Here is a 26,311-nt window from a genome sequence, read left to right as displayed (position 1 = left end):
ATAGCTACTCCTACCTCCGCGGAATAAAATTCCAGCGCAGCCCTGTACTCAGGTAATAGTTGGTACCCAGGCGGTAGTTAGGTTTTTCCTTGAACATTTCTGAAAGCTTTTTGTCAGAGAATGTGGCATTATTCAATAAACTACTGCCGGCAGCTACTACCAGGTCCAGATGTTTTCCCAAATGCCAGGTGTTTTCCAAACCGGCATTTATCTGCATATACCCCATTAACCTTTTCCCGTTTACGCCATGTGTTACATCGTAGGTATTGCCGTCTACCCTCACGGCGAGCGCAAGATCAGTATATTTGTTTAGCGCAGTAGATACGCTTGCTTTTTCAGGGAAATTAATATCCACGGCAAACCGGCTCTCCGTCTTCCATCTAACCAAAATAGCAGGCAGGATCATGGGGGTGCCAAAAGAATTTGTAAACACGCCCCCTATCCCGTAAGAGAACCTCCTGCTATGCTGTTTGATAAACAGCACGCCTCCCTGCAGGAAAAGATCTTGCCCGTTGATCTCTTCCAGGTCCGTTCCCAGGGAGACGGCCGCAATTGCCATCAAGCTCCAACGGTTCCGCATACTCTGGGTATAGAGGAATCCCGCATTTGCATTGAGTAATTCTTTCGGAAATATTTGCTGATCGTAATCTTTGTTAGACAGGCGGGTGTATGTTCCGCTCAATCCAAACGTGAGTGAGCGGGCTTTTTTTGTGGCAGTATCTACCCTGTTGAACAGCAGAAACGCTGCACCGAAGTTATAGCGTTGCTGGCTGGTGGTCGACTTTGTTTTAACGCTGTCTTCAGGCCTTATGTAATGCGAGGCTGGCAGGTAATCTGCACTCACGGCTATCCCCGGGCCGTTGAGAGATGAAGCCCCCAGCTGCGCATAAGTTTTGCCCCCGGTGAATAATACCAATAGCAGAAAAAGGATTTGTTGCGGTTTCTTTTTATAAATAAACGGCTGCATGATTTAAAGTCAGATTTAACTTTCGACACGCAGCAGGTTATCTACCCCTATTCGTTGATATGGAACTTAACATTGGCAGTATCCGGTTTCCTGGTAAAATACAGTACTAGGTTAGTTCCCGGCCTCAAAAATATTTTTTTGTACCATTACCTGGCTGTGTAAATAAAAGATTTTGTTAAAGCTTTTCAGCGCAGCCGGCACAGGCAAAAAATAAATGTATATTCAAAATATACCAAACCTCCTTTCTATGATCAGGTCCCTGTTTCTCATCACCTTTCTTGGTTTTATGCAAACCAGTTGCAACAACCATCAAAAAGAAACCCAGATAATAACAGGCCATCCGCACGTTGTTACCACGAAGTTATATTCCGCAGCCGTGGCAGATAGCTTTTATATTTCTGTTAGCCTGCCAGACGAATACTATACCTCTCCCAAACACTCATACCCGGTTGCATACCTGTTGGATGCCAACCTGTATTTTGACATTATGGCAACAACGATCCGAAGTTATTCGGGAGTGGGACTGGCGCCCGATGTTATATTGGTAGGTATCGGGTACAAGGACTTCCCTGCAATGGATTCGCTCCGGAACCGGGATTATACATACCCTGTTGCCATCCCCGAATACGAAATGAGTACAAGCGGCGGAGCTGATAAGTTCCTGTCATTTATCAACAAAGACCTGGTCCCGTTCATCAATCACAACTATCATCCGGATACTACCAAACGTGTATTGATGGGGCACTCCCTTGGCGGTTATTTTACTATGTATGCAATGCTTCAACAACTTAAAGGCGCGGGCAGTTCATTCACTCATTACATAGCTGCAAGTCCCTCATTCCATTACAATAACTATTACCTGTTAAACGAGTTGGCGAAATTAAACTACGCCAATCCCTCGCCCCAGAAGGTCAGTTCGTACATCACATTCGGGGGCCTGGAAGAACCGGCCAACACAGATTCTACTTCAATCAAACTACCGGATCTTATCAAACAACTATCTACAAGCCTGTCTTCCGGCCAGGTAAATTTCAAAGCTGATATTTATTCCAACCTCGATCATATGGATACCCAGCTGCCTACATTTATTAAAGGGTTGCAGCGCCTGGATGAGAAATAATAACAAAAGGCCCCAACCAGGTTGAGGCCTTCAGGCAAGTACAATGACCTGCATCTTTTATTCAGGCATAGTTACGATCTTATAATCTTCTGTCAATCCATAATCATACAGATCATACTGCTTGCCCGGCGGCTGTGTTTTGATGTTATACCACTTACCCGGATCAACCAATCCAGGAACCGGTTTGTTGTAGAATGGCCCGAGCACATTCTTCAGACTGCCTATAACGGTCAGGGTTATATGATTAGCTCCTTTTTTTACAAATTTGCTGATGTCGAGCCTGCCTCGTTCATAAACGATGGTTCCGGCCAGTACGCCATTAACCCTTACCGCAACCACAGTTCCTTTCCAGGCTCCTGTTTCTACAGCATAGGATTTACCCGGATCAGCATCAAATGCTTTACTGTAAGTAATGCCCTCTCCATACAGCGGCAAACCTTGTTTATTCCAGTACCCAAGCTGTAAAGGTTGGGGTGCAACAATATTCCAGCCTTGCGGGGCCGATTCAAGGTTAAAATCGCCGAGGATGTAAACCGGCTCTATTTCTGCAAATACGCTCATTGGCGATACGGTTACAGCCAGTTCATTGTCGCCGGTCTTCAGGTAGTTGCCTAGTTTGTAAACCCCGAATGAACGGTCCAGCCACCATTTGCCTGGTTCGTTTTTAATTTCAACACCATTAATTTTTACATGCTGCCAGAGGCCAGGCTGCTCGATCACCGCCTGGAAATTGCGCCTATCTGCGCCTGCCCCTATGTTAAAATGGTAAACTGCGGTATAGCCGGTGCCAACAGAGAAAGTATCCCGGCTTACAATGGCATTTTTATATTGGGTACGGTTGTTCCAGGGATTGCCTACGCCATCGGTAAACCCAAAATGCCTGAACGCCATATTCGATGCGGCGCCTACATGCAGATGAGCATAGCTTGTATCCGGCTTATGCAATTGCAGGTCGCAAAAATCGATGGTCAGGGTATTGAACTGCGGCCTGTTCACCACCGTTGCAGAAGTATTAACAGGCTTCCACTGGTTGGAATTAACCGGCTCCCTGTATCCCTCCATCTTCCTGTCGGCAACGAACAACATCAGGCTTCCTGCCGGAGGTACGTTAAAGTCAATAGTTACATCTTTATTTTCAGTACGATGTGCATAACGTACAATACTGCCATTCTTTAAATCCAGTTCCAACACATCTTTCCCCGGCATATTGATCCTGCCCCGCGAAGCATCCGTCATACTGGCATTGGTAAGCAGCAATAATTCCCCGTTCGCCAGTTTGCGGCGCTGGTGATAAATATTACCGCCGATGCTGTCGCCCTGTGAAGGCTGTATACTGAACCCTTCATTGTGCAGTTCCTGCAACAACGTTTGCCTGTTAACGTTAGTAATCACCGGCAGTTTCATAGCTGCCAGTTCGCTATTTGCAGCGCCGTCTACCAACTGAAGCTGTTCAAAACAGATCACTTTGCCGCCTGCCGCCATAAACTGTTTCAGCAAACGGAAAGTTGGGCTATCGATACTTTCCATACCCGGAGGTATAACCACTACTTTATAACCCCGCTGGCCGATCACAAATTCTTTTGCCCTAACCCGGCCATGATCTTTGATTATATTCTCAGAACCCAGGTCATATTCCAGGTGCGCCTTCTGCATGGCTGTTACAAAGTTGTTGAAGTCTTTCGTGATGTCGAAGAAGCGTTTGTTCTCCGCATCACGGGCATAATACATCCAGGCCGATGTAGTCGGTTCAATAACCAGGATGTTATTGAATTGCCGGCCCTTGGACAACAGGTATTGCAGCCTGGCGAAGTAATGGTTCATATCCCTGTAATAGGGCCACCATGGTTCGTGATAGGAATAACTTGGCGGGTAGTCATATTTCCTGGCCCCCTGCAATGTCATAAACGACAAATGCTGGTTCATAAAGTTGACGCCCAGCACATATTGCCAGTCGGCCAGCCGCTTCATGTCCTTAAATGTCAGCTCCCATCCTGCGCCTCCATAAGTTTCGGATAAAGTGCGCGTTTTACCCAACTGGTTAGCTACGCTGCCAAGTTCCTTCACCGCACGTATATTCCCGAATTGTACCGGCTTTTCCTCATTGAACTGGTTAAACAGCATATCAATACCCGGCATCTGGTGCCAGGCATACATGGCCATATTGTCCGGCCCATGGTATGGACTGGGCCATCCATGCTCCCAATAATGCCCCGTCCAGGTCAGGCGCTTCTCTTTCATATAAGCCGCCACGGGCTTAGACCAGCGGTCAATAAACAACTGCAGCAGCACCTCGTAATAATTATGACGTACCCGTTTCCAGTCGCCCGTTTCTTTAAACAACGATGGCAGATGCAAACGAAGATCATAGCCCCAGGTCCTGGAAAATACGTTGAACAGGTCGGGGGTCCAGCGCACGCAATTACGTCCTTCGTTAATAATGGTTGGTTCATCTGAAAATACGCCTTTGATCGTTTTTCCAAACTCTTTACCCACTACTTTTTCATATCCCCTGTAAGTAATATCAATGAATTTCTCGGTAACCCCTTTCGCCATCAGGTCTACATACGATACGCCAATAGGGCCGGCTACAGAACCGCGGTTCGAACGCTGGTAATTTACCTTCCTGAATAACCGGTAAACACCCTCCTTATCTTTCTCCGCTGCCAGGTTGCCGGTAATATCTGCATACTGTCCATTCACGGATTTAAGGACCAGGAAATAAGGCGAAACATCTGCCGGCAACCTGCTGGCTTCCTCCATGTACAACATCTGTCCCTGGTTATAGGCCTCCGGCATCTGATCGCCCAATAATCCGCCGGCAAAACCGGTAGGATATGAATTCTCATCATAGATCCAGATATCCAGTCCCAGTTTCTTTCCCTGCTCCATAGCATATTTGAACAGGTCGAACCACTCTTTGGACAAGTACTCTGTGATCAGTCCCGGGCGGGGATGAATGATTATTCCCCCGAAATCATTCTTCCGGTAATCATTCAACATAGAATCAATAACCGGCTTTGTCACCCTGGCATTCCATACCCAGAATGGTACGGTTCCAAAATCTTTGCCCGGCGCACTAAAGCCGGCAGCAATATCCTCGAACCGTTGCTGCTGCTGTGCGCGAACACTGCCAGTCATCAATATGCCCATGAGCAGCGCCTTATAAATCTTCTTTCGCATAGCTGATCCTATTTTTTTGGTTTATCGCTGTTATCAAGGAGTGTACGTGTAATAATACTTCTGCGGCCAGCAGGAGTAATTACAATGGTTTTAAGCGGGATGCTTTTGCCTTTAGGTACATCTATGGTAACAGGACCTTTGTACTCATGATCAAAATCACCCGGTGGCCGGTTATTTAAGGTAAAAAATACCTTAGATCCCGGCACCGGGGTTTGGGGTATAGTCAATGTAAACTGTTCCGTTGTTATTGTGGTATCGATATAACTGAATCCGGTAGGCACCCGGTAATTCATTCCTTTCCTGTCAAAATCCGCCAAATGCGCCGGCAACGCTGTTTGGGCAAAACGCCGGTAATCCTTATTCTCCGGGTTGGTCCAGGCAGTTTCGGCCAGGGCCAGCATCCGCGGCAGAATCATATACTGCAGCTTGGAAATGCCCGGGATATTTTCTGTCCACACACAACCTTCCACTCCCATAATATGCTTGCGTTGGTCCGCCGATAAAGACGGGTATTCAGGGTTGTATTCATAGGCTTTCCAGGCAGGCGCATCACCGCCATGACTGGAAGGTTCCTGGTCGGAAGCGCTTTGTGCATAGTCGAAATATAAACCATTGCCGCCAGGCGCCAACACGATATCCATTCCTTTTTCGGTTTGCTCCTTCGCTCCCTTTTCTCCAAACCGGTTCATCACCGCTACATTATCTTTCAGGTTTCCTTCTGTTATTTCATCCCAGCCGATCAGCTTTTTGTTTTTGGAGAGAATGATCTTATTCAGCCTGGAAATAAAATACCCCTGCAATTCGTGGGCGTCTTTGATCTGGTGTTGCTCCATGAACCGCTTCACTGCCGGGTCTTTCTCCCAAAATCCTTTAAAGCACTCATCTCCCCCGATATGGATGTAGGGATAAGGGAATAATGCCGCTACTTCGCCAAATACTTTGTCGAGGAATTCATAAACTTTTTCGGAAGTGGGATTGAGTGAATTATCTACATACATTTCGTAACCTCCGCCGGGAAACCATTTAGCGAAGCTGCTTCCGGGGCTTACTTTGATCGAGGTGTCGCGTGTAACGCAAAGTTCAGGATAGGCGGCGATAGCAGCCATAGAATGGCCAGGTACATCTATTTCCGGCAGGATCTCTATATGCCTGTCTGCCGCATACCGGATAACTTCTTTCACCTGTTCCTGTGTATAAAATCCTCCATCGGTGGCCTTTTCGCCGGGTTGAGGAGGCAGGGTATTGCCGCTGAACTCAATGCGCGGCACGCGCCAGGCTCCTACCCTTGTAAGTTCAGGATAACTTTTGATCTCCAGCCGCCATCCCTGGTCGTCTGTGAGGTGCCAATGGAAACGATTCAATTTATAACGGGCCATCAGGTCCAACAGGTCTTTCACCTGTTCAACGGTAAAGAAATGCCGGGAAACATCCAGCATTAATCCGCGGTACCTGAAGCGGGGTGCATCTTCAATCGCAACACAGGGGATTACCGCACTTCCGTTGGCCGATGCCGGCAAAAGTTGTAATAATGTCTGCAATCCATAGAACAATCCTGCTCCCTTGCCGATCAGGCGGATGCCTGAAGGGGTAACGGTTAAACGATATCCTTCCGCCGGGAGATCTTCCGCCCCCCTGGAGGTAACGAGCAATTCGGATCTTCCCGCTGTTGTGGCCTTTGTATCAATCGCCACCCGGTTTTTGATCCTGCCTGTACGCAGCAATTGCTCCCGGAAATAAGCCAGGGCTGGTTGCTCCGTTCCATCTGTACGGATCAGGGTATTGGAATTGAAAACAAAATTCCCCGTACCGGTTTGCAATACCTGTGGCATAGGTATGATAGTTTGCTGCGCCACGGCATCCCCGGTGCTAACTGACAGCGCCAGGGATAGAATAGGTATGATAATTTTTTTGCTAAAGCACATTACTGGTAATTGTCGTAAACTATTTTCACTTTATAAAAGCAGGCTCCTTTCACTAACCTGGACCCCTGCAGTTCTCCGCCTGCCGTATAGAAATCTACCCAGCTGGTAGCCCAGCCATTGAGGGAGCAGTAGGCCGACGGCCTTGGGTTCTTATTCGTATCTGGCCGTACCAGTACTATCTGCCCGCTGGGTTGGTTGCCTATTCCCTTTACAAAGGTCAGGTTGTTGGTTGGAGAAACATAAAGGGATTTGGTGGTTTTGTTGAAGACATATTCACCGCCGTTGGTCGTTACCCAAAGCAGGTTAGTATTGCCATAATAGGCGCTGATCTCGTGCCCCCATGGCGTTGGCAGGGTTACCCTGTATGCTTTCAACTCCGTCAGTTCCGGCTGTGCATCTGTACCTCCTACAGCGAGGGCTGTGAGAATATGCGCGTTATTGGATTGATCCTGCCCTGTTACCCACAGGCAATTGAGCTTAGGGTCCCACAGGACTGCATGAGCCGCGCCAAGCGGGAACTCCGCATACGTGTTGTTGTTGGCGCCCTGCGAGGTAGCATACACCCTGATCCAGTTGCCATCGGAAGCCGCCAGCGCCAGGTTGCCGTTTGGAAGCAGCTCCGCCGAGTGCAGGTTACCGGAAAGGATCTTAGACCATTTGCGTTCACCGGATGGATAAGCGATAATGGCGGCGAAACTGTTGTCGCTGATCGCGGCATAGGTAGCGTTTTGCCAGACGCTCATCTTTCTTACCTTAAAATCTGTTCCTCCTCCGAATTTATTCGCTTCCTCCGTGGTAAAGCCTTGTGAAGGCAACGGCGACCAACGCCATTTTTTTGCTTCTGCCGTATTCCAGTCAACCTTCGCAGGATCATAGATCTCTATCTGCCTGGTAGAATTGTTCGTCAGCGCAAGCGGGTTGCCGGGATAGGGTTCCGGATCTTTCACGGCGGGCGGATCGGGAGTAGGATCGGGAGCTGTATCAGCTCCCGGGTTCTTACTGCATGCAGTCAGCATTACTAACAAACCTAGAATTATTTTCCTCATGGTATCAATAATAGTTTGGGTCGAATGTTTTGCCTTTATAGATAGCGGCGCCGCTGACAGTGCGGGAGCCGGCTGCTGCACCGGTTGTGGCGTTATAAAAATTCACAACGGAGGTACACCAGGTATTGGCGGGATAAAGAGGACAGCCGGTGCTGGGGATGGTTTCCACCAGGGTATTCTGCGCCGGTTGACTGCTGACCGCCTTTACAAAGGTTTGTTGCGCAGCGCCCGGAATGCTGGTGAAAGTACCGGTAGAAATCTTGAAAACATATACGCCACCGTTAGTAGACAACAACAGTTGGTCGGGGTTATTTACATCCGCCGACAAGTCGTGCCCCCATGGCGTTGGCAACACGGAATAAGTACCCAGTAATTGCAGCTTAGGGTTGGTAATAGTTCCGCCGGAAACAGCAGTGTTGTACCCGTATTTTCTCAGTTCATTACCAAGCGCCCAAAGCACCTGGTGCGTCTGATCCCATAGCACTGCATGTGCAGAGGGAAAATAATACTGGGTATTTACACCGTGGTTGGGAGAAGGCTGGGAAGAAGAATATACGCGAATCCAACCCTGTGGCCATGCTTTGCCGGCACTGGCCACTACGCAGTTGCCATCCGGCAGTATTTCCATGGCATGCAGGCTGGTGGTATCATTAAATCCCATTACCCAAAGTTTCTGTCCTCGTGTGCCCGTTCCCGTATACCGGGCAATCGTGGCCAGCCTGTAAGAGGTAGCCGTGATCACCTGGGCAGTGGATGCAAATACCGTATTGTTGCGTACCTTAATATCGGTAGGCGTTTCCCACAGGGGAAGTTCGCTGGACGCATTGTACGACAACGCAGTGGTAGGCATCCAGCTCCATTTGATGGTAGAGCTGTTCCACGATGCATCCGCCGGATCATATACTTCGATCTTCCTGGTAGCCTGGTTGGTGATCGCTACCCAGCAGCAGCTTGCTGCTGTTTCTGCCTGCACAGTTCCTGCTATTTCGGGTACCGGTTTTTCTACCTGTACATTGTTGGCCTCCCTTTTACAGGAAACGATCAATACTGTTGCTACCAGCAACCAGGAGGCATGGATCGCCCGCCGGCAGGATATACCTACCCTAAGCATACAATTCTTCATGGTAAAAAGATTTATTTAGTAGCCAGGATTTTGTGTCAGTTTTTCGTTCAGCAATATTTCTGCGTTAGGAATCGGGAACAGCAGCCTGTTCTCGGTAACATTGTAACTGCCAGGCAGCAGGTAACTATATTGCGCTTTCTGTTTTACTCCAAATGCCGTCATTACGGTAATGGCTTTGCCTGTGCGAACAAGGTCCAGCCAGCGTTTGTTCTCGAACGCCAGCTCTACTCTTCTTTCTTTCAGTATAGCCGCCTGTAAAACTGTTTTATCTGTGCTGGTAATGTTGTGTGTCGCATCGCCGAAAGCGCGTTCTCTTACCGCGTTCAGGTATGGTAAAGCCTCCCCGGATTTCCCCTGTTCATTCAGGCTTTCTGCCAGCAGCAACAACACTTCTGCATAACGGTAAACCGGCCAGTTGTCGTTCGTTTGGTTACCGATAGTATGCGCATGCAGGTATTTTTTAGGAAAAGGGCGGCCAACTTTGCCGGGAGCCGGCGTATAGTTAACTACCGATTTAACAGCGCTGGCGGTAAAATCATCGCTGGCATTAAAAGTACCTTCCACGATAGCAATTGAGGCATCCAGGCGACGATCGCCGTTTTCATAAGCATCTATCAGGTCCTGCGTTGGGGTATTAAATCCTCCTACCGTTGTAATGTTGTTATAGTTTACGCCGGTCACTATTGAAGTATTAGCCATTCTTGGCAGGAAGTTGTAAACAGAAGCATCTGTATTCGCCTGCGGCACTGCCAGGCCTGTATTGAACTGTATCTCGAAAACCGATTCTTTTCCGTTCTTGTTGCCCGGCTCAAAAGCATCGCTATAGTTCTGGTAAAGGGAGTAACCCATTTTAGTTACATCTTTCAATGCTTTTTCTGCCAGGTCGTATTTTTTCAATGTCAGGTATACATCGCCCAGCAGGGTTAATGCAGCGCCTTGGGTAGCGCGGCCGGTCTGCGGGAAAGTAGTTGCATCCAGTTTAGCGGCAGCATCTGAGGCATCCGCAATGATGAAGTCATATACTTCCTGTGCAGAAGCACGGGGAATATATGTTTCTTCACGGGTGAGCGGGGCGCGTTTGTAAATAGGTACGCCGCCGTAGAATCGCACCAGGTCGAAGTATGCAAGGGCGCGGATAAACTTCGCCTGGCCCAGGATGGAGTTGCGGCTGGCTTCTGCCAGTTTGATGTCGTCGATATGATCTATGATAATGTTAACTGCCGAAATAGCGCCGAAAGCCGCGTTCCATTTAGGAGGCGTTTGGTTGTTGTATTTATCATCCAGGAAGTCGGCAATGGCGTTACGGTTTACCGTAGCAACCGCCTGGTCGGAAGATTTATAATCATAATGCGTATTGTCTGAACGCATTTCACCCATTGCCCAGGCGCTTTTATTGTTATATAAGCCGCGCAACTGGTTATAGGCGCCGCTAACCGCCAGATCGAAATCATTCTGGTTTTTGAAATAGCTATTCAGGTTGACTCTGTTTGGATCGATCTCGTTGAGAAATTTCTTACAGGAGACCGTTGCCAAACTAACTATTGATAATATTAAAAAAACAATCTTTTTCATTTTTACTGGATTTAGAGGCCAAGGTTCAAACCAAACGTAAATGTTCTCTGCAGCGGGTAAGCGCCAAGGTCTTGTCCCTGCTGTGCCACGTATGCCAGGCCGCCGCCTGCGCTAACTTCAGGGTTGCCCGGGTAGCTGGTAAAGATGTATACGTTCTGTGCTGACGCATATATCCTTAAGCTTTTGATGTATGGAGTCCTGAATTTCCTCAGCATATAACCCAGGGTGATATTGTTGATGGTAAGGTGGGAAGCGTCATGAACAAACAGGGTGTTATCTGTACGATAGGCTGCTGTTGTACCGGCTAAAGTACGGGCTACCCTGCCATTACCGGGATCGGATTCTGAACGCCAGCGTTCCAGCAGTTCAGGAGGTCCGTTGAACACGCCATCCAGGTTATAGGTACTTTCCTGCATTCCATTCTTAAGTTTGTTGCCATAGGTACCAGACATGGTGATGCTCAGGTCGAAGTGCTGGTATTGAAAACTGTTGGTTAAACCGAAAATGAATTTAGGATTAGGATCGCCGATCACTGTCTGATCTTCAGGGAAAGTGATCTTGCCATCGCCGTTCAGGTCCTTGAACCGTACAGTTCCGGCCTGGGAGGTAGTGGTAGAACCGGTGCCATAATATTTAGGTCCAGCATCTGCTTCCGCCTGGTTTTTGAATATACCGTCGAATATATATCCATAGAACTGGCCGATAGGCTTGCCCACCAGGGTACGGAAATCTGTAAACTCTGATAATGTGATAGTAGGATCTGCAGCAAAAGGAATATTGTTCAGGCCTATACGTTTCACGATATTCCGGTTGAAGGAAATATTGAAGTCAGTGTTCCATTTGAATTTTCCAACCATATTTTTGCTGCTAACGGTGATCTCATGGCCCCACTGGCGAATATCGCCCAGGTTGTCCTGTACTTTATTGAAACCAGAACTCTGAGGCAGAGGAAGCTCATATAACAGCCCTTCTGTGAGTTTGTTATAGTAGTCGTAGGTCAGGGTGAGGCGACCATCGAGCAACCCGATATCGATACCGGCATCGAACTGGCGGTTGCGTTCCCAGGCCAGGTCAGCGTTGCCAAAGGTGCTCTGTACCTTACCGGGCGCAAGACTTCCGGAGAAAGTATAGTTGGCATTGTCGATCCTGGCGGCGGGGGTATAGTTGCCGATTTCATTCATACCTGTTAAACCGTAAGATGCTCTCAGTTTCAGGAAGCTGAGTTGTTTGATATTTTTCAGGAATGGCTCGTCGCTGGCGATCCAGCTTGCGCCAATGGAAGGGAATGTTCCCCATTTGTTATTGTCGCCGAACCTGGAAGAACCATCGCGTCTTACCGCTGCCTGTACCAGGTACCTGTCTTTAAAGCTGTAGTTCACCCTTCCCAGTAATGAAACCATAGACCAGGCGTTAAAGTTGGAAGTATTGGTAGTAAAGCGGGTAGCGGCACTGAGATAAGGAACGCTGTTGTCGGGATAGTCGCGGCCAACCATATCACTGAAATAACCTGTAGACCGCTGAATAGTGAAGCCGGCCAAGGCGCTCAACGAATGATCTTTCCCAAATTGCTGCTGGTAGTTCAATGTATTTTCGTTCAGCCATGTGTTGTCGTTGTTTACAGTAGACTGCCCGTAAGCGGAGTTATTTCCCGGAGGAGGATTTTCCATTGGCAATGCGTTGAAACCTCCCATGGAAGTAGAAGGAATGAACCTTTTCCTGTTCATGTTAGCGAGATCTGTACTTCCGGAAGTACGGAAAGTCAGGTTATCTGTCAGCTTCACTTCCGCGAACACGTTAGCCAATACACGCAAACGGTTGGCATCATCGCTTACTTCCAGCAACTGACGCAAAGGATTAGCCCAAACAAACTGGTTGGTAAACCCTGTAATGCCCAGGGCCAGCGAGCCATCCGGGTTGTAAGGAGAACCCATAGTAGGGATCATGGATGCAGAAGCGAAAATAGCCCGTTGTCCATCAACATTAAATCCTGTACCCTGCCTGTTATTATGTTCCAGTTGCAGTGATGGCGCTACGCCAACACCGATCTTCACCCTTTTGCCAGGATTGAAATCACCGTTTACACGCAGCGAAAAACGTTTATAGCCTGTGTTCTTAAGGATTCCCTGCTGGTCGAAAAACCCGCCTATAACGCTATACGCAGCTTTTTCGGTACCGGCGTTGATAGCGATGCTGTAATTCTGCACAGGCGCTGTTCTGGTAAGTTCGCTGAACCAGTCGGTACCTTCTCCATACTGTTCAGGATTCTGGTAAACGGCTGGTATGCCGCCTGTATAGCCTTCATATTTGATCTTATCTTCATAAAACCCTTTCATGTAAGTAGCCAGTTGACGGGCGTTCATTACAGGAGGGATCAGTTCACGCATCAGCGAGGCGGTACCATAATACGAGTTGAAATTGATCTGAGTAGCGCCGGCCTTACCACGTTTGGTAGTGATGATGATCACCCCGTTGGCCGCTCTTGAACCATATAAGGAGGTAGCTGCCGCATCTTTCAGGATGGTAAATGTTTCTATTTCATCCGGGTTGATGTTGTTGATATTATCCGGGTCGCCTATCATCGGCTGCCCGTCTACCACCACCAAAGGACGAACTTTTGAAGTCAGGGAAGCAGCGCCGCGGATACGCAGGTCCATTCCCTGGCCTGGCCTTCCTGTTGTTTGCGCTACCTGTGCGCCTGGCAATTTACCCTGCAGCCTTTCAGCAAAAGTACCTGTAGGCTGGTCTTTCATTTCAGAGGCATTCAGTTTGCTCACTGAACCTACGATCTCGCGGGCGTTCTGCCTGCCGTAGGCCACTACTATTTCTCCCAACTGGGAAGATGCTTTTTCCAGTTGTACATTGATCACGGTTTGCCCGTTGATAGACACTTCTTTAGGAGTATATCCCAGGAGCCTGAATTCCAGTACCCCAGTTCCGTCGGGAACGTTGAGAGAGTAAGTACCGTCGGGTAATGTAGCAGTTCCGGTTTGTGTATTCTTTAACCTTACCGCTACTCCCGGCAAGGGGTTCTTTTCTGTGTCGGTAACCCGGCCCTTAATGGTAACAGCTGCCCTGGCCTGTTCTGAAGTACGGGTCACTACAATGGTATTCTGACGAATAGTATATGTGAAAGGCTGGTTTGCAAAACTTTTTCTAAGCACTTCTTCCACGCTGGCATCGGTTACTTCCAATGCTACCGGCCTGGCATCTTTCAGTATATCTACATTCCACAAAACGTTATAGCCGGTCTGCTTCCTGATCTGGCGGAATACATCTTTTAATGTGATCTGTTTTGCCGATAATGTTACTTTCTGTGCAAAGCCGGTGGCGCTGACTTCCATTAATGCTGCGATCATTAAAACAACGGTCAGTTTCATAACCAACAGGATTTTTTTGCGCGTAGCGCCGGCCTTCACCTGGCGTACGACAGGTATGTAAAATTTCATTACATTTGGATGTTTGAGTTAAAAATCTAATAACTGTGACTACGATAAGCAAGAATTTGTCTTTCACAGGGTAGCTCAAATTGTTGCCGGGGGCGCTGGAACGCTCCCGGTTTTTTTGGTCCCTGTTCTTTAATTTTTTTTAAGGCATAACTGTAATCCTCCTTCCTTCTAGTTTAAAGTGAACGGTACCTGTTAATTCCAACATATTTAATACTTCTGATACATTCTTGTAGCGCGACAAACTACCTGCAATAGCTTTGCCTGAAAGGTTGCCCTGGTAGCGGATCTCCACGTCATACCACCGGCTCACCTGGCGCATGATGTCTTCTATTTTTTCATTATCAAATAAGAAATAGCCATTCTTCCAGGCAACTGCTCCTTCTGTATCTACTTCGCTTATATTCATTTTGCCTGAAGTTTTGTTCAGTACCACTTCCTTGCCCGGGGTCAGCAGGGCGCTGGCCTTCCGGTAATTCACATTCACAGCGCCTTCCAGCAAGGTCACCACGCTTTGCTGTTCGTCAGGATACGCTTTGATATTGAAATGCGTACCCAATACCCGGATGTCCATAGCGGTATCGGTGCCGGAATTGATGCTGACATAGAAAGGTCTTTTCGCATCTTTGCTTACTTCGAAATAAGCTTCCCCGCTGAGCACCACTTTTCTTTCGTTACGGGGAAAGGAAGCAGGGAAGCGCAGGGAAGATCCTGCATTCAGCCAAACGTTCGTTCCATCCTGCAGCGTAAGCTGGTATTGGCCGCCATAAGGCGTAACAAGCGTGTTATAGACGATCGGTGCGCCTTCGGCCTGGCTGATGTTATTGTATTGAAGACGACCGCTGTCTGTTTTATTTACCGCCGCATTGCCCTGCTCTGTGATCACGCCGTCTTTGGCGTCTTCCAGCACAACTTTTTCTCCATTGCCCAGCGTCAGGATAGCTTTGTTGCTGCCAGGTCCAACATCGTGTGCAAATTGAACATTGCCTTTATTCCGCGGTTGCTGCTTCGCCGGGAAATAAAAATATCCTGCCAGTCCTACTATCAGCAATACAGATGCCGCTGCCGCGAAATAATACCAGCGCCTGTTCGTAGCCGGTTTCCCGGAAGAAACAGTTATATGCCGTTGCAACTGTGCAAACATGCGCAAACGAACCTGCTCTTCCTCGTCGGCATTTTCCGATAACCATTCGGCATCAGCTTCGTTGTATTCCTGGTACCAGGCCATCAGCTGCTCTTCTTCGGCAGGTGTGATGGCGCCATCCAGGTATTTTTCAATGAGTTGAATGATGTTGTTTTTCAACGGATGTATTTTATCGTTACAGTGATATGTTCCTTAATTATATCGTTACCCTTAGTGTTAACAGAAATTTTTTTTAGCGGAGTTTTAACTTCAATTCTTTTAATGCTTTCGTGAGATGCGCTTCCGCTGTTTTCTCCGCAATGCCCATACGGCGGGCGATTTCGCGGGTCGTGAGTCCCTCTGTCCTGCTTAGTTTAAAAACCATCCGGCATTTTTCCGGCAGCCGCTCCACGATCCCATTGATCTGCTGTTGCAGGAACCTGGTATGTATTTTTTCCTCATCCCAAGTTGTCACTGCCGGAGCAGCCACCTGCCCCGCAAGTTCGGATCTTCTTTGCTGCCTGACGTATTGTTTAAATACCGACAATCGTACAGCGGTTGCCAGGTAAGCGCTGATATTATCTATTAATATATCTTTTCTCCTGTTCCACAGGCTGATAAATACTTCCTGTACAATTTCCTCGGCAATGGTCTTATCACGACTATGCAGGTAGGCGATGGCCAGCATAGGTTTCCAATAACGTTCATAGATTTCGGCAAACGCCTCCCTGCTGTCTCCGCGTAGAGACAATAGTAAAGCTGTATCAGGTTCTTGCCGGCGCCCTTTCATTTTACAGGTAGTTGGGTAAACGTGTTTCCGTTCTTTACCCTTCATAACATGGATCTTACGGTAATATGTACCATAAGAGACCTAATTACCCTTAGTGGGGCCAATGATTTTTTTTTGATTTTAACGCTGAGAAAAGAACAGGAGGATCAAGATCCAGATGTATGGGCGGCCAAGGTTAACTTTAAGTACTTTCAGCGCTTTGGTAAGATGAGCTTCCGCCGTTTTTTCGGCTATCTCCATGCGCCGGGCAATTTCAGGGATGGTAAGCCCCTCTTCCCTGCTCAGTTTAAAGACCAGGCGGCATTTTTCCGGCAGTTCTTCCACGATCCCGTTAATATATTGCTGCATGAAGCGGGAAAAGATCTTTTCCTCGTCCCAGGATGCCAGTAGAGGATCGGCTGCCTGTTCTGCAAGTTCGCTTCTTCGTTTCTGCCGGACATACTGTTTGAAAACAGATAACCTGACGGCTGTAGCCAGGTAAGCGCTTACATTGTCAATAAACAGGTCGTTACGCCTGTTCCATAGACTGATGAATATATCCTGCACAATTTCCTCGGCCATGATCTTGTCACGGCTGTGCATATATGCGATGGCAAGTAATTTCTTCCAGTAACGGTCATAGATCTCAGTAAACGCCTCCTTACTGTCCTCCCTGAGGAACGCCAATAAGTCTGCATCGGAATATTGACAATACTGATTCATGCTATGAAAATACGACCGCAAGAATAGAAAATTAATCGCGCAATTATACCAGGATATAAAAATATAACATTGAGGAAATATTAGGAGAAAATTTGCCGATTTATCTGCCCTTCCCGGTATTTCAGCAAAATAATGTTTTTATCCGATCCTGTATGCCATAAATATGGCAATTTCTCCCGGGTTTTCCGAAGGGTCGTAAAGTCCCAGGCGCAGACCATCTATGCGGAAACCCTGTTTCCGGTAAAAAGCGACCGCCGGTACATTGGTGTTCTGCGTCTCCAGCGTTACCTGTCTGAATTTACTTTGCGAAGCCTCCTTTATAACCCTGTTTATCAGCGCGCCGCCAATTCCCTTTTTCCGGTATTGACTGGCCACCAACAGGTTCTCAATATGCAAGGTATTATTCCATTGTTGCGCCGCGCAGATGATCATTCCGGCTACCCTGGTTCCATCGTATGCAGCAAAAGAATAACCCTCCGCTATCAAAGTTGCATATTCTTCCCAATCTTCTTCCGTTATTGTCCAGTCTTTCCGGAAAACAGACGGCAATGGAAGCAGCTTAAGTTCAAAAGAAGCTCCTTCGCCGGCGCTCCGGGAAGTTACTTCGAAAACTGATCCTGAAACATAACCGTTATGGCCCCAATACCCCGGTTCGTTGATTGGCAAACCGTTCAAAGATGAGAGTCTTTCAAACCTGATCATTTCATGATTTCCTGGCGACATTGTACTTCCTGCAATTTTATTGATGTTACCTGCTAAAATTAAAGGAAAGCTTTTCGTTTGCCAAGCAAAAAAGCGCGCCTCCGCGCCAGCTTTTTCAACATCCGTGCCGACAGCAACAAACTGCATCTTCAAATAGCCGAACGAATAACTGTACACATAACAATTAACACATTTATATTTAGCCTTTAATATAACGTCATCCTTCCGCCTGGTTGATTTTTTTAACTTCTATGCCTGATTATATTGCTGTTTCTTTATTTTCGCACGAGAAAGAGCGAAATTTTGAGAATAGACAGTACTCATAGTGACCTCGAGCTGATTAGTCTTTTAAAAAGAGACGATACCTATGCTTTCGATCAGTTGTATGCACGACATTGGTCAGCAATGTACAGGTCTGCTTTTTACCTGCTGAGAGATGAAGAAGCCTGCATGGATATTGTGCAGGACATTTTCACATGGCTGTGGGAGAAGCGCCGGGAGCTCGACATCCAGGCAGTTCCTTCTTACCTGCGGTCGGCAGTCCGGTTTAAAGTAGCTAATTACATCCGCTCGGGGAAAATACGGGAGTCATTTTATGCAGATCTGGCAACACTTGAAACGGAAACAACCATCGGCTCCCAGGAACTCCTGGAGCTGAACGACCTCAAAACCATCATCCAGCAAGCCATCAATACCCTTCCTGAAAAATGCAGGCAGATCTTCCTGCTAAGCCGGGACAGGCAGCTTTCGAATCAACAGATCGCCGATCTGCTGGGCCTTTCCATTAAAACCGTGGAAGCCCAGAAAACCATCGCCCTTAAAAGGATCCGCGCCGTAGTGGAGCCTCACCTGCTCGCGATGTTACTTTGTCCTATCCTTACCCACTACCATTATTAGGCTCCGGAAAAATTTTTTTCCTGTTTTAGGGGTCAGGCATTTTATAAGTGCCTAAGTATATGACAGCATTTACATGACGAGAGAGGAAATCATATCACTTGCAGAAAAAGTTGCGACAGGAATCGCCACAGATGCGGAGCTGGTGCAATTTAACAGGTTATTCGATTCTTTCGGCGGGCAGCAATGGAATGAAGAGTTGCTGGGCAAAGAAGAAGAGATAGGCCAGGCTATCCGTGCACGCTTGCAACCTGTGATCGGGCGGTCGCGGACGCGGAGGTTAAACAACTGGCGTACCTGGGCAGCTGCAGCCAGTGTAGCCATACTGCTGGGTGTGGGAGGTTATTTGCTGGAACAACGTTATACACAGCCGCGGTTATTACCGCAGGTAGAACGCTTCAGGAACGATATCCCCGCGCCAACCGGGAACCATGCTGTTCTTACGCTCAGCAACGGGCAAAAAGTGATGCTGGATAGCGCCGGCCTTGGAATGCTGGCCATACAGGGAAAGATCAAGGTAGCAAAAGGCGCCGACGGCACTATTGTTTACACAGGGTCCGACCAGGATATCGGGAACAATACCATCCAGCTGCCTGCGGGCAGCCGGGCATTGACCATTATGCTGAGCGACGGAACGAAGGTATGTATCGACGCCGGATCCTCGCTTACCTACCCGGTTGCTTTCACAGGAAAAAAACGTACTGTGACGGTTTCCGGCCAGGTATATTTCGAAGTAGCACAGAACAGCAATCAACCATTTACAGTTTATAACAGCTCAGACAGAACAACCATTGAAGTACTCGGAACCAGTTTCAACTTAAAAGCCTTTGCCACTGATTCCGCCACCAAAGTAACACTTGTAAGCGGTTCCATTAAGGTGAACACCGCCAAAACAACGCGTATACTGGAACCTGGTCAACAGGCCGTAACCAGCAACAACGGTAATATCAACGTCCAGGAAGCCACCGATATAGCGGCCATACTGGCGTGGAAAGAAGGTCTCTTCTATTTCAATGGAGCCGACATCACCACCATCATGTCGGAAGTTCAACGGTACTACAACGTAGAGGTTGTGTACCAAACAAATGTCAACGACCTGTTCGTCGCAAAAATCCCAAGAGATGTCCCGGTTTCTCAACTATTGAATTTACTGGAGATGACAAATCTTGTGCATTTCAAGATCGAAGGACGAAAGATTACAGTTATTCAGTAACGTAAGCATGCACCAAACCAGGTTACTTCCTATAAAGTCCACCAAGCTTTAAAGGCAGGGAAAGTATTGTCAAAAACCAACCGTTAAAACAAACGGGATTTTAATCAATTATCAACCAAACAAAGCTATGCATGTAAAACAGCCAGGGAGACGACTCCTTTCGCAGCGATCAGTAAAGACAACGATTTTCAGCTTATGCCTGTTGTGTTGCTGCCTGCTTGCAGGAGTACAGTCATTTGCCCAGAAAGTAACCATGAACCTGAACGGGGATAGCATGGAAAAGGCGATCCAGGAAATCGAGAAAAAGACAGGACTTAGTTTCATTTATGGTAAGAACCAGTTGAAACAGGCGGCTCCTGTTACCCTCCTGGTAAAGAACGAGGAATTGAATACAGTACTGAGGTTGTTGTTCAGCAACCAGCCGTTCACTTATTCAAGATCCGGCAACTTTATTATTATCAGGGCCAAAGACGCCCATAATGCAACGGCGCCGCAACAGGAAAAAGGGATCACCGTCAGCGGTGTGGTAACAGACGAGAAGGGCAATCGTTTGCCTTCTGTATCCGTTGTTATCCCCGGAACCCCTTTTGGCACGATGACGAACGACGCAGGACAATATACGCTCAGGAATGTGCCGCCAAATGCACAGATCGTGTTTTCCTATGTATCGTACGACGTTGTACGCGTTCCTGTTAACAACCGCACTGTGATCGACCAGGCGCTGACGCAGGCGGTAAAAGGGCTTGACGAAGCAGTGGTGATCGGTTACGGCACCACCACCAAACGTATGAACACCGGCTCAGTGAGCAGTATCACAGCCGCCGAGATCAGCACCCAGCCTGTGTCTAACGTACTGGCTGCGTTGCCTGGCCGCATCCCCGGCGTACAGATCACCCAGCAGAACGGTTTGCCGGGCAGCGCTGCAGTAGTGCAGATCCGCGGCCAGGGCTCTATGAACAGTGGTAACCTGCCGTTGTACGTGATCGACGGCGTTCCGTTCACCAACTACAGCGGAGGCCAGCCGGTAACAGACAACCTGAATGCCTGGGGTACCAGCGGCGCCAATGGCGGGATCAGCCCGTTCAGCATGATCAACCCGGATGACATCGAGCGTATGGACATCCTCAAAGATGCAGATGCTACCGCTATCTACGGAGCAAGGGGCGCCAATGGCGTTATCCTCATTACCACTAAAAAAGGTAAATCCGGCAAAACAAAAGTTAACGCTAACGTATATACCGGTTCAGGAAAAGTAGCCCGCTTCATCCCAATGATGAACACCCAGCAATACCTGGACCTGAGAAGAGAAGCTTTTGCCAACGATGGCCTCACCCCCACTACAGCCAATGCGCCTGAACTGACGCAGTGGGATCAGAATGCCTATACCGACTGGCAACGGCTCCTGATCGGCGGTACTGCCAGGTCAACCGATGCACAGGCCTCTGTTTCAGGCGGCGATACCAAAACACATTACCTCCTGAGCGGCGGCTATCATAAAGAAACAACGGTATTTCCCGGCGATTTCAACGATATGCGGCTCACGGGCAGGTTATCTGCTGATCATACTTCAGCCAACAATAAATTCTCTATCAGCACCACTGTCAATTACTCCAACGATAAAGGAGTATTGCCGACAAGCGATCTTACTTCTTCCTATAATCTTCCTCCTAACATGCCATTGTACGACAAAGATGGTAAGCTGGCCTGGGTTACCGGTTTCACCAATCCCCTCGCCCTGCTCAACAGGAAGATCTATAATACCACCACCAATTTCATGGCCAGCGCTAATCTCCGCTATACCATTATCAAAAACCTTAATTTCAAATTGAACGTGGGGTATACCAATACAGGGTTGGAACAGAATACAAGAAATCCTGCATCCTCATACAACCCTGCCAATAACCCTACTTCTTCAGCAGTATTTACTACCAACAAAACACAGAATTACATCATAGAACCAACGTTGGATTATTCTTACGACTGGGGTAAATCTTCGCTGAATGCCATGGTTGGCGGTACTTTACAACGCAGCCTCGCCAACGGCAATTTCCTGAATGGCGCTAATTACAGCAGCGAAGCGCTGTTGGGCACATTAATGGGAGCCGGCCTGGTAACCGTTAGTTACAATAACTACTTCGATTATAAATTCGCTTCCCTCTACGGCCGTGTTAATTATAACTGGGATAAAAAATACCTGTTGAATTTAACTTTCCGCCGTGATGCCAGTTCAAGGTTCGGACCTGATAACGCCATTGGCAACTTCGGCGCAGTAGGAGCCGCCTGGATATTCACAGAAGAAAACTTCTTCAAGGAACATTTAAGCTGGCTGGATTATGGTAAAGTAAGGGCCAGTTACGGAACTACGGGTAATGACCAGATCACCAATTACACTTACCTGGCACTGCTTTCCAGCGCGGGTACCTACCAGAACCAACTGGCACTCTACCGGGGTACCTTGCCTAACCCCGGCGTGAAATGGGAAACTACCAAAAAACTCGAGTTCGGTCTTGAATTCAATGTGCTGAACGACAGGATCAAATTCAGCGGCGATTATTACCGGAACAGGTCGGGCGATCAGTTGTTATACGCCGCGTTGCCTACCCAATCGGGTTATAACAGTTACGCTGCTAACATGCCGGCGCTTGTACAGAACAGCGGGATAGAACTGGAACTGAATACACTGAACCTGAAACGCTATGATTTCGGGTGGACCACTTCCTTCAACATCACCTTCCCTGCAAATAAACTGGTTAGCTTCCCGGGTATAGAGAAATCTTTTTATGCCAGCAGCTACCTGATAGGCCAGCCTATTGATGTGGTAAGAAGATATATATACACCGGTTATGATCCTAAAACAGGTATCCCGCAATACCAGGACCAGAACGGCGACGGATCAATCGATTTTAACAACGACCGGAAAGTGATCAACGCCGGTACCCCGTTCTTCGGAGGTATGAGCAATACCATCAGTTACAAGAACTGGGACTTTAGTTTCTTCCTGCAGTTCAATCACCGCAATGGAGTTATCAACAACATCTCCACCCCGATCGGCAGCAGCAGGAACAACCAGAACACCAGCGTACTGGACAGGTGGAGAAAAGAAGGGGATGTAGCTACCTTCCCGGCGGCCACATCAACTTCCGGCACTCCTATCTATAACGGCTATACGCAATACAGCAGTTCTACTGCATTATGGGGGGATGCCAGTTACCTGAAACTCAGATCAGCGAGTCTTAGCTACAGCTTCCCGCAAGAATGGCTGAAAACAATACGGTTCAGCAACTTCAGGGTATATGCAGAAGCGCAGAACCTGTTCACCTGGGCAAAGAACAAATACATTTACGATCCTGAAACCAGCGTTTCCGGCGGCGCACCCGGCCTGGGCACCGGCGCTATTGCCATGCCGCCGTTAAGAACAATTGTATTTGGTATTAACTGTTCATTCTAAAATCTAATTACTCATGTTTTCATTTAAAATAAATAAGAAAGCCATTGCAATTTTGTTGCTGAGCGGCTGTACACTTTCATCCTGCCGGAAACTGGTAGAAATTGGTCCTCCTGTGAACCAGGTAGGATTAGACCAGGTATTTGCCTCCGATGCAACGGCAACCAGCGCAATCCTGGGACTTTACAATGCCAGCAGCGTCAGGTCAGTATTATTCCCGATGACGGAATTACCAGGCCTTTCTTCTGATGAATTGCAGAACAATATACCTTCTGCCTTTTACGATGAATTTGGAAGCAGCGCTATTACCATTACCAACAGCCTGGTAGAAAACACGCTGTGGTATAACAACTACGGTAGCCTGAACCAGGCAAATGCGATGTTGGCCGGTATTGAACGAAGCAACACGCTTTCGACGGCTGTAAAGAATCAGCTGATGGGAGAAGCCAGGGTATGGAGAGCTTTTGTATTGTTCCAACTGGTTAATTACTTCGGCGATGTGCCAATGCCGTTAACAGATGATCCTATCGGCAACGCTACGCTGGCGCGTACGCCTGCCGCTACGGTGTGGGCACAGGTGATCAAAGACCTTACAGAAGCCCAGGGCCTGCTGACAGATGCCTATCCAAGCGCATTAAGAGGCAGGATCAACAAACAGGTAGCCAATGCCCTGCTGGCAAGAGCTTATCTCTACACCAGGGATTATAAAAATGCAGAAGCAACAGCCAGCCTGGTGATCAACTCCGGTTTATACAGCCTGAATAAAGACCTTAACAGTGTTTTCAGCAACACCAGCAACGAGATCATCTGGCAACTGGCAACCATTACAGGCCTTTCTATCTATACTACCAATGCCGACAATTCAGGCGGCAGCTTTGCTGCACCTGCAGGTACTATTCCCGGCGTTACGCTGAAAGATACCATATACAATACATTTGAAGCCGGCGACCTGCGCAAGGCTAACTGGGTTGCCCGTACGCCGATTGCAGGCAGCAACTACAATGTTATTACCAAATATAAACTGCGCGTATTACCCAGCGGCGCCACAACAGGAACCGAATTTAATGTAATGCTGCGCTATGCAGAGCAGTTCCTGATCCGCGCAGAGGCCCGCGCACAACTGGGCGCCAACGCCAATGCCATTGCCGACCTGGATAGTATCCGCAGCCGGGCGGGACTGCCAATGCTGGACAATAGTCTTGGTAAAGCCGCTTTGCTGGCAGCAGTGGAGCAGGAACGCAAAGCTGAATTATTCGGGGAATGGGGACATCGCTGGTTTGACCTTAAACGTACCCCAAGCCTGGTGAGCCCCGCTGATAAAACAAGGGCAGATGACGTTATGAGCGTCCTGCGCCCTGCTACATGGAACAGTACAGACATCCTGTACCCGATCCCTGACGCTCAGCGGGTAGCCAATCCTGCCCTCACGCAGAACCCGGGCTACAAATAATAATTACCATGCTCCGGCCACTGGTTGTCAACATTCCTTCGAACAACGACAACCAGTGGTCATTTCATCACACTATCAATAAACCAATCACCAATTATGAAAAAGCTAATTCCTATTTTACTCTGCGGAGGCCTGCTTACTACAGCGGTTACCGCAGGCGCCCAGCAAAAGAACAATGCCGACACGCTCAGGCAATATTATTTTAAGCTGGCGCAAGGTGAAGATAAAGACAAGGCTTTGCTGGAAACAAAGATGTATGCTTTGTTAAAGCAGGCAAAAAAAGAAGAAGATTACATACTTGCCGCTAACATGTTCTATGCAATGAAGAAGAACAAAACAAGTGATTCTATCCTTGTGGCAGCAAAAAAACGTTACCCGATGGGAGAACTGGTACGCGGCGACGAAGTACAGGTAGTGTATGACGAGAAAGACCCTGTAAAAAAAGAAGCGCTGTACAAAGCCTGGATCAAAAAGTTCCCTCCTGAAAAGTTCGGTAAAGAAAGGATTGCTTATGATTACGCCCGTAACAGTGTGGCAAGCGCTTATGCGGAAGCCGATAACGTGGCCAAGGCAGTGGAATATGCGAATATGACGGAAACAGACCTTTGGAAAGGCGAAGGCTGGGCAGGACCCGCTTACCGGCTGGCGAAAGGCAAACATTATAAAGAAGCCGCAGAACTGTTTAAGAAAGCCATTGATCTGTCTTACTCCTATCGTACAACGAAGAAAGATGAAAACGGGGCCAGGTTTGCCGCTACCGGCTATCCAGGTTACCTGGCCGCATACGTGAATGTCCTGTTTGAAGAAAAACAGTATGATTCAGCGATCGTATATATCAAACGTGCAATAGAAGCTGAAACGCCTGTAAGACCGGTTGTGAATGAAACATATGCCAAGATCCTTCTTGCGAAAGGAGATGATGCCGGCGCTTTCCAACGCCTGTCTGAAATCGGCGCTGCCGGTATGCTGAACAACAACAGCAGGCAAATGCTGGCCGATGCCTATGCTAAAGTTCGCGGCGGCAGCGGATTTGAAGCATATCTCGACTCCCTGAGAGGAGGCCTTGACGCTAAAATGCGTGAAGAGTTTGCCCGCCAGATCATCAACGAGAAAGCGCCCGACTTTACCCTTACAGATGTAGATGGCAACAAAGTAACCTTATCAGAACTTAAAGGTAAAACAGTGGTACTGGACTTCTGGGCAACCTGGTGCGGTCCATGCAAAGCTTCTTTCCCGGCAATGAAAAAAGCGCAGGAAAAATTCAGGAACGATCCTAACGTAAAATTCCTGTTTGTACATACCTGGGAAAAAGAAGCCAATGCAACTGCCAGTGCAAAAAAATTCATCACGCAAAACAACTACCCTTTTGAAGTGCTGATGGATCTGAAAGATCCTGAAACCGGTGCGAATAAAGTCGTAGAAAGTTACAAAGTATCAGGCATTCCTACGAAGTTCGTAATAGACAAGAACGGGAATATCCGTTTCCGTTTTACCGGCTTTGCCGGCGGCGATGACGCTGCGGTAGCAGAAGTAGCTGCCATGATCTGGCTTGCAAACAAGCAATAAACGAAAGGACCGGAATCCATAGCTAAAAAGGGGAAAGCTGCATTACGCAACTT

Annotated in this window: 17 protein-coding genes; 6 read left to right on the top strand and 11 right to left on the bottom strand. The window is 48.0% G+C overall.

What is annotated here, in order from left to right:
• Positions 1-10: 10 nt before the first annotated feature.
• Positions 11-967 carry a DUF6268 family outer membrane beta-barrel protein gene (locus BLV62_RS19430; protein ID WP_089763633.1) on the bottom strand — a complete coding sequence of 319 codons (957 nt, stop codon included), beginning with the start codon at positions 965-967 and terminating at the stop codon, positions 11-13.
• A 247-nt stretch (positions 968-1,214) separates the two neighbouring features.
• Between BLV62_RS19430 and BLV62_RS19425 the strand changes: the two genes are divergently transcribed.
• Positions 1,215-2,087, top strand: a complete 873-nt coding sequence (locus tag BLV62_RS19425; protein ID WP_168927916.1) for an alpha/beta hydrolase — start codon at positions 1,215-1,217, stop codon at positions 2,085-2,087.
• A gap of 57 nt (positions 2,088-2,144) precedes the next feature.
• On the opposite strand, the gene BLV62_RS19420 is transcribed toward BLV62_RS19425, so the two are convergent.
• The 10 genes from BLV62_RS19420 to BLV62_RS19375 all read right to left on the bottom strand — a co-directional run bounded on the left by BLV62_RS19420 (position 2,145) and on the right by BLV62_RS19375 (position 17,711).
• Positions 2,145-5,267 (bottom strand): glycosyl hydrolase, encoded by a 3,123-nt coding sequence (locus BLV62_RS19420; protein WP_089763631.1) that lies wholly within the window; start codon positions 5,265-5,267, stop codon positions 2,145-2,147.
• An 8-nt stretch (positions 5,268-5,275) separates the two neighbouring features.
• Positions 5,276-7,189 carry a beta-N-acetylhexosaminidase gene (locus BLV62_RS19415; protein ID WP_089763630.1) on the bottom strand — a complete coding sequence of 638 codons (1,914 nt, stop codon included), beginning with the start codon at positions 7,187-7,189 and terminating at the stop codon, positions 5,276-5,278.
• Positions 7,189-8,235, bottom strand: coding sequence for a DUF6528 family protein (locus BLV62_RS19410; protein ID WP_139170296.1), 1,047 nt, complete (start codon positions 8,233-8,235; stop codon positions 7,189-7,191). The genes BLV62_RS19415 and BLV62_RS19410 overlap by 1 nt, the downstream gene beginning before the upstream one ends.
• A 4-nt stretch (positions 8,236-8,239) precedes the next feature.
• A complete protein-coding gene (locus BLV62_RS19405) occupies positions 8,240-9,358 on the bottom strand; it encodes a DUF6528 family protein (protein ID WP_139170294.1) in 1,119 nt (372 codons plus the stop codon).
• A 15-nt stretch (positions 9,359-9,373) separates the two neighbouring features.
• Positions 9,374-10,930, bottom strand: coding sequence for a RagB/SusD family nutrient uptake outer membrane protein (locus tag BLV62_RS19400; protein ID WP_089763627.1), 1,557 nt, complete (start codon positions 10,928-10,930; stop codon positions 9,374-9,376).
• Positions 10,931-10,941: 11 nt separating this feature from the next.
• Positions 10,942-14,376: a TonB-dependent receptor gene (locus tag BLV62_RS19395; RefSeq protein ID WP_089763626.1), complete on the bottom strand. Its 3,435-nt coding sequence runs from the start codon at positions 14,374-14,376 to the stop codon at positions 10,942-10,944.
• Positions 14,377-14,515: 139 nt separating this feature from the next.
• Positions 14,516-15,676: a FecR domain-containing protein gene (locus tag BLV62_RS19390; RefSeq protein WP_089763625.1), complete on the bottom strand. Its 1,161-nt coding sequence runs from the start codon at positions 15,674-15,676 to the stop codon at positions 14,516-14,518.
• A 73-nt stretch (positions 15,677-15,749) separates the two neighbouring features.
• The gene (locus BLV62_RS19385) at positions 15,750-16,331 is read right to left on the bottom strand and encodes an RNA polymerase sigma-70 factor (RefSeq protein WP_225889638.1); all 582 of its coding nucleotides are present in this window, start codon (positions 16,329-16,331) and stop codon (positions 15,750-15,752) included.
• Between the two features lie 75 nt (positions 16,332-16,406).
• On the bottom strand, positions 16,407-16,988 hold the full coding sequence (locus tag BLV62_RS19380; RefSeq protein ID WP_089763624.1) for an RNA polymerase sigma-70 factor: 582 nt from the start codon (positions 16,986-16,988) through the stop codon (positions 16,407-16,409).
• 138 nt (positions 16,989-17,126) lie between these two features.
• Positions 17,127-17,711: a GNAT family N-acetyltransferase gene (locus BLV62_RS19375; RefSeq protein ID WP_168927915.1), complete on the bottom strand. Its 585-nt coding sequence runs from the start codon at positions 17,709-17,711 to the stop codon at positions 17,127-17,129.
• A 282-nt stretch (positions 17,712-17,993) separates the two neighbouring features.
• On the opposite strand from BLV62_RS19375, the gene BLV62_RS19370 reads away from it, so the two are divergent.
• The 5 genes from BLV62_RS19370 (at position 17,994) to BLV62_RS19350 (ending at position 26,258) form a co-directional block, all read left to right on the top strand.
• Positions 17,994-18,587, top strand: coding sequence for an RNA polymerase sigma-70 factor (locus BLV62_RS19370; protein WP_139170290.1), 594 nt, complete (start codon positions 17,994-17,996; stop codon positions 18,585-18,587).
• A gap of 73 nt (positions 18,588-18,660) precedes the next feature.
• A complete protein-coding gene (locus BLV62_RS19365; RefSeq protein ID WP_089763621.1) occupies positions 18,661-19,797 on the top strand; it encodes a FecR family protein in 1,137 nt (378 codons plus the stop codon).
• 127 nt (positions 19,798-19,924) lie between these two features.
• On the top strand, positions 19,925-23,245 hold the full coding sequence (locus tag BLV62_RS19360) for a TonB-dependent receptor (protein WP_089763620.1): 3,321 nt from the start codon (positions 19,925-19,927) through the stop codon (positions 23,243-23,245).
• Between the two features lie 13 nt (positions 23,246-23,258).
• On the top strand, positions 23,259-24,692 hold the full coding sequence (locus BLV62_RS19355; RefSeq protein WP_089763619.1) for a RagB/SusD family nutrient uptake outer membrane protein: 1,434 nt from the start codon (positions 23,259-23,261) through the stop codon (positions 24,690-24,692).
• Between the two features lie 96 nt (positions 24,693-24,788).
• Complete coding sequence (locus BLV62_RS19350; RefSeq protein ID WP_089763618.1) at positions 24,789-26,258, top strand: TlpA disulfide reductase family protein; 1,470 nt, start codon at positions 24,789-24,791, stop codon at positions 26,256-26,258.
• The last annotated feature ends 53 nt before the right edge of the window (positions 26,259-26,311 follow it).

Origin of the sequence: Chitinophaga terrae (ex Kim and Jung 2007) (assembly GCF_900107795.1) — a bacterium.
Classification (GTDB): domain Bacteria; phylum Bacteroidota; class Bacteroidia; order Chitinophagales; family Chitinophagaceae; genus Chitinophaga; species Chitinophaga terrae.
The sequence above is the reverse complement of the archived record's forward strand: the minus strand, read 5'-3'. Positions and strand labels throughout refer to the sequence as shown.

Coding starts and splice junctions, on each gene's coding strand:
- BLV62_RS19410 (WP_139170296.1), bottom strand. CDS start 8,235: ATGAGGAAAATAATTCTAGGTTTGTTAGTAATGCTGACTGCATGCAGT.
- BLV62_RS19360 (WP_089763620.1), top strand. CDS start 19,925: ATGCATGTAAAACAGCCAGGGAGACGACTCCTTTCGCAGCGATCAGTA.
- BLV62_RS19400 (WP_089763627.1), bottom strand. CDS start 10,930: ATGAAAAAGATTGTTTTTTTAATATTATCAATAGTTAGTTTGGCAACG.
- BLV62_RS19420 (WP_089763631.1), bottom strand. CDS start 5,267: ATGCGAAAGAAGATTTATAAGGCGCTGCTCATGGGCATATTGATGACT.
- BLV62_RS19415 (WP_089763630.1), bottom strand. CDS start 7,189: ATGTGCTTTAGCAAAAAAATTATCATACCTATTCTATCCCTGGCGCTG.
- BLV62_RS19355 (WP_089763619.1), top strand. CDS start 23,259: ATGTTTTCATTTAAAATAAATAAGAAAGCCATTGCAATTTTGTTGCTG.
- BLV62_RS19380 (WP_089763624.1), bottom strand. CDS start 16,988: ATGAATCAGTATTGTCAATATTCCGATGCAGACTTATTGGCGTTCCTC.
- BLV62_RS19365 (WP_089763621.1), top strand. CDS start 18,661: ATGACGAGAGAGGAAATCATATCACTTGCAGAAAAAGTTGCGACAGGA.
- BLV62_RS19425 (WP_168927916.1), top strand. CDS start 1,215: ATGATCAGGTCCCTGTTTCTCATCACCTTTCTTGGTTTTATGCAAACC.
- BLV62_RS19375 (WP_168927915.1), bottom strand. CDS start 17,711: ATGTCGCCAGGAAATCATGAAATGATCAGGTTTGAAAGACTCTCATCT.
- BLV62_RS19395 (WP_089763626.1), bottom strand. CDS start 14,376: ATGAAATTTTACATACCTGTCGTACGCCAGGTGAAGGCCGGCGCTACG.
- BLV62_RS19405 (WP_139170294.1), bottom strand. CDS start 9,358: ATGAAGAATTGTATGCTTAGGGTAGGTATATCCTGCCGGCGGGCGATC.
- BLV62_RS19385 (WP_225889638.1), bottom strand. CDS start 16,331: ATGAAGGGTAAAGAACGGAAACACGTTTACCCAACTACCTGTAAAATG.
- BLV62_RS19430 (WP_089763633.1), bottom strand. CDS start 967: ATGCAGCCGTTTATTTATAAAAAGAAACCGCAACAAATCCTTTTTCTG.
- BLV62_RS19350 (WP_089763618.1), top strand. CDS start 24,789: ATGAAAAAGCTAATTCCTATTTTACTCTGCGGAGGCCTGCTTACTACA.